The organism is Microcystis sp. M31BS1 (assembly GCF_020245285.1).
Lineage (GTDB): Bacteria > Cyanobacteriota > Cyanobacteriia > Cyanobacteriales > Microcystaceae > Microcystis > Microcystis panniformis.
On record NZ_JADBVE010000118.1, the window covers coordinates 1 to 5,547 of the forward strand.

The 5,547-nt window shown below is 44.8% G+C and carries 4 protein-coding genes and 1 pseudogene; 4 read left to right on the forward strand and 1 reads right to left on the reverse strand.

Annotated elements, in window-relative coordinates; genetic code table 11:
• The first annotated feature begins 235 nt into the window (after positions 1–235).
• The 3 genes and pseudogenes from lnt (at position 236) to IM509_RS06825 (ending at position 2,659) form a co-directional block, all read left to right on the forward strand.
• Positions 236–1,762 carry an apolipoprotein N-acyltransferase gene (gene lnt, locus IM509_RS06815; protein WP_052277306.1) on the forward strand — a complete coding sequence of 509 codons (1,527 nt, stop codon included), beginning with the start codon at positions 236–238 and terminating at the stop codon, positions 1,760–1,762.
• A gap of 60 nt (positions 1,763–1,822) precedes the next feature.
• Positions 1,823–2,065 carry a DUF8620 family protein gene (locus tag IM509_RS06820; RefSeq protein ID WP_052277307.1) on the forward strand — a complete coding sequence of 81 codons (243 nt, stop codon included), beginning with the start codon at positions 1,823–1,825 and terminating at the stop codon, positions 2,063–2,065.
• A 398-nt stretch (positions 2,066–2,463) separates the two neighbouring features.
• Positions 2,464–2,659 (forward strand): annotated as a pseudogene (locus IM509_RS06825) (hypothetical protein).
• Positions 2,660–2,783: 124 nt separating this feature from the next.
• Here the strand turns inward: IM509_RS06825 and IM509_RS06830 are convergent.
• On the reverse strand, positions 2,784–5,171 hold the full coding sequence (locus IM509_RS06830; protein WP_052277308.1) for an ATP-dependent Clp protease ATP-binding subunit: 2,388 nt from the start codon (positions 5,169–5,171) through the stop codon (positions 2,784–2,786).
• Positions 5,172–5,389: 218 nt separating this feature from the next.
• On the opposite strand from IM509_RS06830, the gene IM509_RS06835 reads away from it, so the two are divergent.
• On the forward strand, positions 5,390–5,547 hold a 158-nt coding region (locus IM509_RS06835), incomplete at its 3' end, for a helix-turn-helix domain-containing protein (RefSeq protein WP_272079381.1).

The following is a 5,547-nucleotide window of genomic DNA, read 5'->3' on the forward strand; positions in this document are numbered from 1 at the left end:
GAACGTAGGTTGGGTTGAAGCATGAAACCCAACGCCCGCTCATGTTACGCTACCGCTAACCCATCCTACAAATAATTGTGCCTCCCTACTTAGCATCTGATCGAGGGGCTTTTTTACTCGCTAACTGATCTATTGTAGATGTAGCCAAAACTTCTGTGTGTCTCTTGTTTTTTGTCTTCCCTCTAGCTACTCTGATCTAGTAGGTCAGAGGAGTTTAACCTGACTGGAGTGAAAGATGGTGCGTTTTCTCTGGGCAATTTTGGCCGGTGTGGGGATGGGGTTAACAGTGGCGCCAGTTTCTTGGTGGTTACTCGCTTGGATTTCTCTCGTCCCCCTGTGGATTATTGTGAGATTAGCGGAAAAATCCCTAAAAAAACAGCTTTTATACGGTTTTGGCTGGGGTTTTGCCTACCATGGCCTCGCTTTATTCTGGATCACGGGAATTCACCCGATGACGTGGATGGGTGTCCCCTGGTTAGCGAGTTTGTTAATTGCCCTATTTTGTTGGTTGTTTATCACTTTTTGGGGAACGGCGATCGTGCTAACTTGGACGTTAGTTATGTTTTATGTCAACAAAAGTGTTAATCAGTCATCTTTTCGGGATGCTCTCCTACGGGTTTTCATCGGCACTGCCCTCTGGTGTGGGTTAGAATCTCTCTGGAGTCAATCCCCTCTCTGGTGGACTACCCTTGCTTATAGTCAAAGTCCCCATAATTTATTGATTCTGCAATTGGGCAAATTATCGGGTTTTACGACGGTAACGGCGGCAATTGTGGCAGTTAACGGTTTAATCGCCGAAAGCTTGCTCCTAATCCGTCAATCGCGGCAAAATCTCGCTTTTCTCTCTTTACCCCTGCTTATTTGTTTTAGCCTCCATCTCTGGGGATGGAACCTATACCATAAACCGATCGAAAAGTCAAGGGATTTAGGGATAAAAATTGGCGTAATTCAGGGCAATATTCCCAACACGATTAAACTTTCGCCCCTAGGATTTCAAAGGGCGATCGAAGGTTACACCTCTGGTTATCAAATTCTCGCCGATCAAGGAGTAGATACCGTCTTAACTCCTGAAACCGCCTTACCCTACTATTGGGAGAACTTAGTCAATAATAGCTCGATTTATTCGGCAATTTTAGCCAAAAAAACGCCGATCTGGTTGGGTGCATTTGGCAAGGTGGACAAGGGTTATAACAATAGTCTCTTGACCATTGATGGCGAGGGACAGGTGATTAGTCGGTATGATAAAGTAATTCTCGTGCCTTTAGGCGAATACGTTCCTTTTCAGGAAATTTTGGGCGGAATTGTTGATCGCCTTTCTCCCTTGCAAGCGCACTTAATCCCGGGAGATGCCGCTCAAATTATTGACAGTCCTTTCGGTAAAATCATTGTGGGCATTTGTTACGAATCGGCTTTTTCCGAACATTTTCGCCGTCAAACTGCTAGAGGAGGCGAATTTATTATTACTGCTTCTAATAACGCCCATTATAGCCACGCCATGCCCGCTCAACACCATGCTCAGGATACCATGCGAGCGATCGAAACCGATCGATGGATGGCCCGGGCCACCAATACAGGTTATTCTGCTTTTGTCGATCCCCACGGTAATCAGCTTTGGCTATCGGATCTGGATAGATATCAAATCCATAGCGAAACAATTTATCGACGGGATACGAGAACTTTATATGTGCGCTGGGGAGATTGGTTAACTAAAGTTTTAATCATTACTGCCGGACTAGCTTGGCTCTGGAGAGCTTGGGATTAAGGTGACAGTGCTATACTTTTTCGTGAATAAACTGTATAAATAACCTAAGTTTTTGATGCAATGAAAGATCAATTTGTCAAGTGGTTGAATAGAATCTTAATATTTGATGTGTTTTTGGTAATAGCGGGTTTTCTCTGGTTTGCCGTGGCTGTTATCGGTGAATCCACAGGAATTCCCCTAGGATTTAAACTTTTTCAGCGTCTTTGGCTGCCCTTATTCAATCCTGCTATTAGTATTTTAATTGCGGGGGCGATTTTAAGCTGGGCAATTAATCAAATTCAAGAACGCTTGTCCCCTAAATAGTAGGGTTGATTCATGAATCAACCCTACCCTTGATAAGGGGGTATCTGATAATTTTGGCTCTTCGGTTTGTGTTATGCAATGGATGGGGGTTATAAGGAATGAAACCCTTATAGAGACAGACATTACCGCAATTTTTGTCAATTGTTTGCGATCTAGAGCGAACTAATCAATTAAATCTCTTGCCAGATAAGGATTTAGTCGATTTATGCCCCCATATCGAACCATACCAAGTCCCGAAGAGCCATAATTTTTAACGCCTACCTACTTAGGAAAAATAATCCCAATATTTTCATCCTTGGCGGTGCCAACTTTGGCATCGGGACTGACTTGAAAGAGGGTGTGGGGAGTGGGGTAGTGGGGAGAATAAATAAAATAATCTCGGCTCTTCGGTTTGTGTTATGCAATGGATGGGGGTTATAAGGAATGAAACCCTTATAGAGACAGACATTACCGCAATTTTTGTCAATTGTTTGCGATCTAGAGCGAACTAATCAATTAAGTCTCTTGCCAGATAAGGATTTAGTCGATTTATGCCCCCCTATCGAACCATACCAAGTAACGAAGAACCATAATCTCCTATCTCCTATCTCCTAACTCCTGTCTCCTGACGACCGACTCCTAACCCCACCAATAAACTTTTTGCCGCAAACCCTACTTAGATGATAAAAATCGGGGTTGAACATTTTTCAACCCCGAAAAAAAGCAATTTTTGAGCGGATTAACCCACTGGTTGTAACTGTAATTGCGAGAGAATATTGTTCTGCTCGGAGCGCTGATGACTAGAGACTGTCACCACGGTTTCAGCAGTTACATCTAATAGCGCATGGTCTCCAGAATTGACTTTTCCCGATAACATCGCCTCGGCTAAACTATCCTCTAAGCGTCGAGTTAAAGCACGACGTAAAGGCCGCGCACCGTAGCTAGGATCATAACCCTCATTGATGACCAAATCCTTAAAAGCGGCGGTAACTTCCACAGAAATGCCTTTTTCTGTCAATTGTTTGCCTAGATCCGCGATAAGAATATCAGCAATCTGGGTAACTTCTTCGCGAGTTAACTGTCGGAAAACGATAATTTCATCGAGACGGTTGAGAAATTCGGGACGGAAATATTGTTTTAACTCGTCTGTCACCCGACTAGAAATCTGTTGGTAACGCGATTGAGCAAAATCGTCAGCCATCTCGAATCCTAAGCTATTACCGCCTTTTTCGATGACTTTTGAGCCAATATTCGAGGTCATGATAATTAGGGTATTCTTAAAGTCCACCCGACGACCTTGGGAATCGGTCAAACGACCATCTTCTAACAGTTGCAGGAGAAGATTAAAAACATCGGGATGTGCTTTCTCGATTTCGTCAAACAAAACTACTTTATAGGGTTGACGACGCACAGCTTCCGTTAACTGACCACCTTCATTGTAACCGATGTATCCGGGAGGCGCACCAATTAACTTAGAAACCGTGTGGGATTCCATAAATTCCGACATATCTAGGCGAATCATACTGGATTCCGAGCCAAAGAGCAACTTAGCTAAGGCTTTCGTTAATTCAGTTTTACCCACTCCCGTGGGACCGGCAAAAATAAACGAGGCAATCGGACGATTAGGATTCTTTAAATTTACTCGCGCTCGACGAATAGCACGAGAAACGGCATTTACTGCCTCCTGTTGACCAATAATCCGCTCATGCAGTTGATATTCCAGATTTAAGAGCGATTCCGACTCAGTTTCAGTTAATTGGGTAACGGGAATACCTGTCCAAGCGGCGACAATTTGGGCGATTTCCTCCGCATCCACCACCGGAATTAAAGATTCGGGGTTAATTAGGGGTGATTCTTCGCTAACCTCCGCAGGACTTTTACTTTGCAGGGAATAGCGTAGATGGGTGCGGGATCCCGCTTCATCGAGAAGATCGATCGCTTTGTCCGGTAAAAAGCGATCATTGATATAGCGAGAGGATAGATTAACGGCAGCTTCGATCGCTTTTTGATCGTATTTTACCTGATGGAAATCCTCGTAGGTGGCTTTTAAACCGCGTAAAATCTCGATCGCTTGCTCTTTAGTCGGTTCTCCCACCATAACTGGCTGAAAACGTCTTTCTAGAGCCGCATCTCGCTCAATATGCTGTTTATACTCATCGAGAGTGGTGGCCCCTAAACACTGTAACTCGCCGCGAGCTAAAGCAGGTTTAAGCAAGTTAGAAGCATCCATGGCTCCTCCCATGCTACCAGCACCCACAAGAGTGTGAATTTCATCAATAAACAGGATAATACTGCCCGATTTGCGAACTTCCTCCACAATACCCTTTAAACGTTCCTCAAAATCGCCGCGAAAACGGGTTCCCGCCAGTAAAGACCCCATATCGAGGGCAATTACCTGTTTATCCCGCAAAAGTTCGGGAATATCGCCATTATAGATGCGTTGTGCTAACCCTTCAGCGATCGCAGTTTTGCCCACCCCCGGCGCACCGAGTAAAATCGGGTTATTCTTGCCGCGACGGCCTAAAATTTGGATAACTCGCTGGATTTCTGGCTCTCTACCGATTACAGGGTCAATTTTGCCATTTTTGACCTCTTGGCTTAAATTACGACTATATTGGGCTAAAATACCGCCTTGGGGAGCATTTTTCTGGTCTTCATAGTCACTGCTTGCCGTGAAGCGACCACTAGCGACTTTTTCCCCAGCATTTTTCAGTAAAAGGGCGCGAAGTTTGATCAAATCAACACCCTGCATAATTAAAATTTTAGCGGCTAGGGATTCGGGATCGGTGGTGATAGCGAGTAATAGATGTTCAGGTGCGATCGCCTGTTCCCCCAATTGTCGAGCTTCCTGAAATGCTTGCTCGAACATCTTTTTCGCTTTCGGGGTAAAAGGGATATTAACGGGACTGTAACCCGTGCCGCGGCCAGTCATTCCTTCAATCACGCGGCGACTTTCGTGCAGGGTGACTTTTAAATCCTTGAGAATTAAGGCTGCGGCGGCGGTGGCTTCTCCTATCAATCCTAACAGTAAATGCTCCGTACCGACGACACTGTGACCGGTACGACGGGCTTCTTCTTGGGCGAACATCACCGCTTTGATAGCTTTTTGGTTAAAGTATTCAAACATGATCGACGGCTTCCTGGCTACTGGGCTTTACCTGTTACTGTAACGTTTTCTTTACATTAGCCGGAAGGGGGATATCCGTATCAGCAGGGTGGGTTAGGAGATAGGAGTGGGGAGTAGGGGCAATTCATCGAAAATTTGGGTCTGAAACCCCGTCGTTCTACGACGGCTTTACTGTTAAATACTAGCGCATTTACACGATATATTCTAGAATGTGAGGTATGGAAAAAGCCTATTATTACCGATTTTACCCCACACCCGAACAAGAGTCGCTATTGCGGCGCACTTTGGGCTGTGTAAGATTGGTTGACAATAAAGCTCTCCATCTCAGAACACAAGCTTGGTACGAAAGACAAGAAAGAGTAGGATATACTGAAAC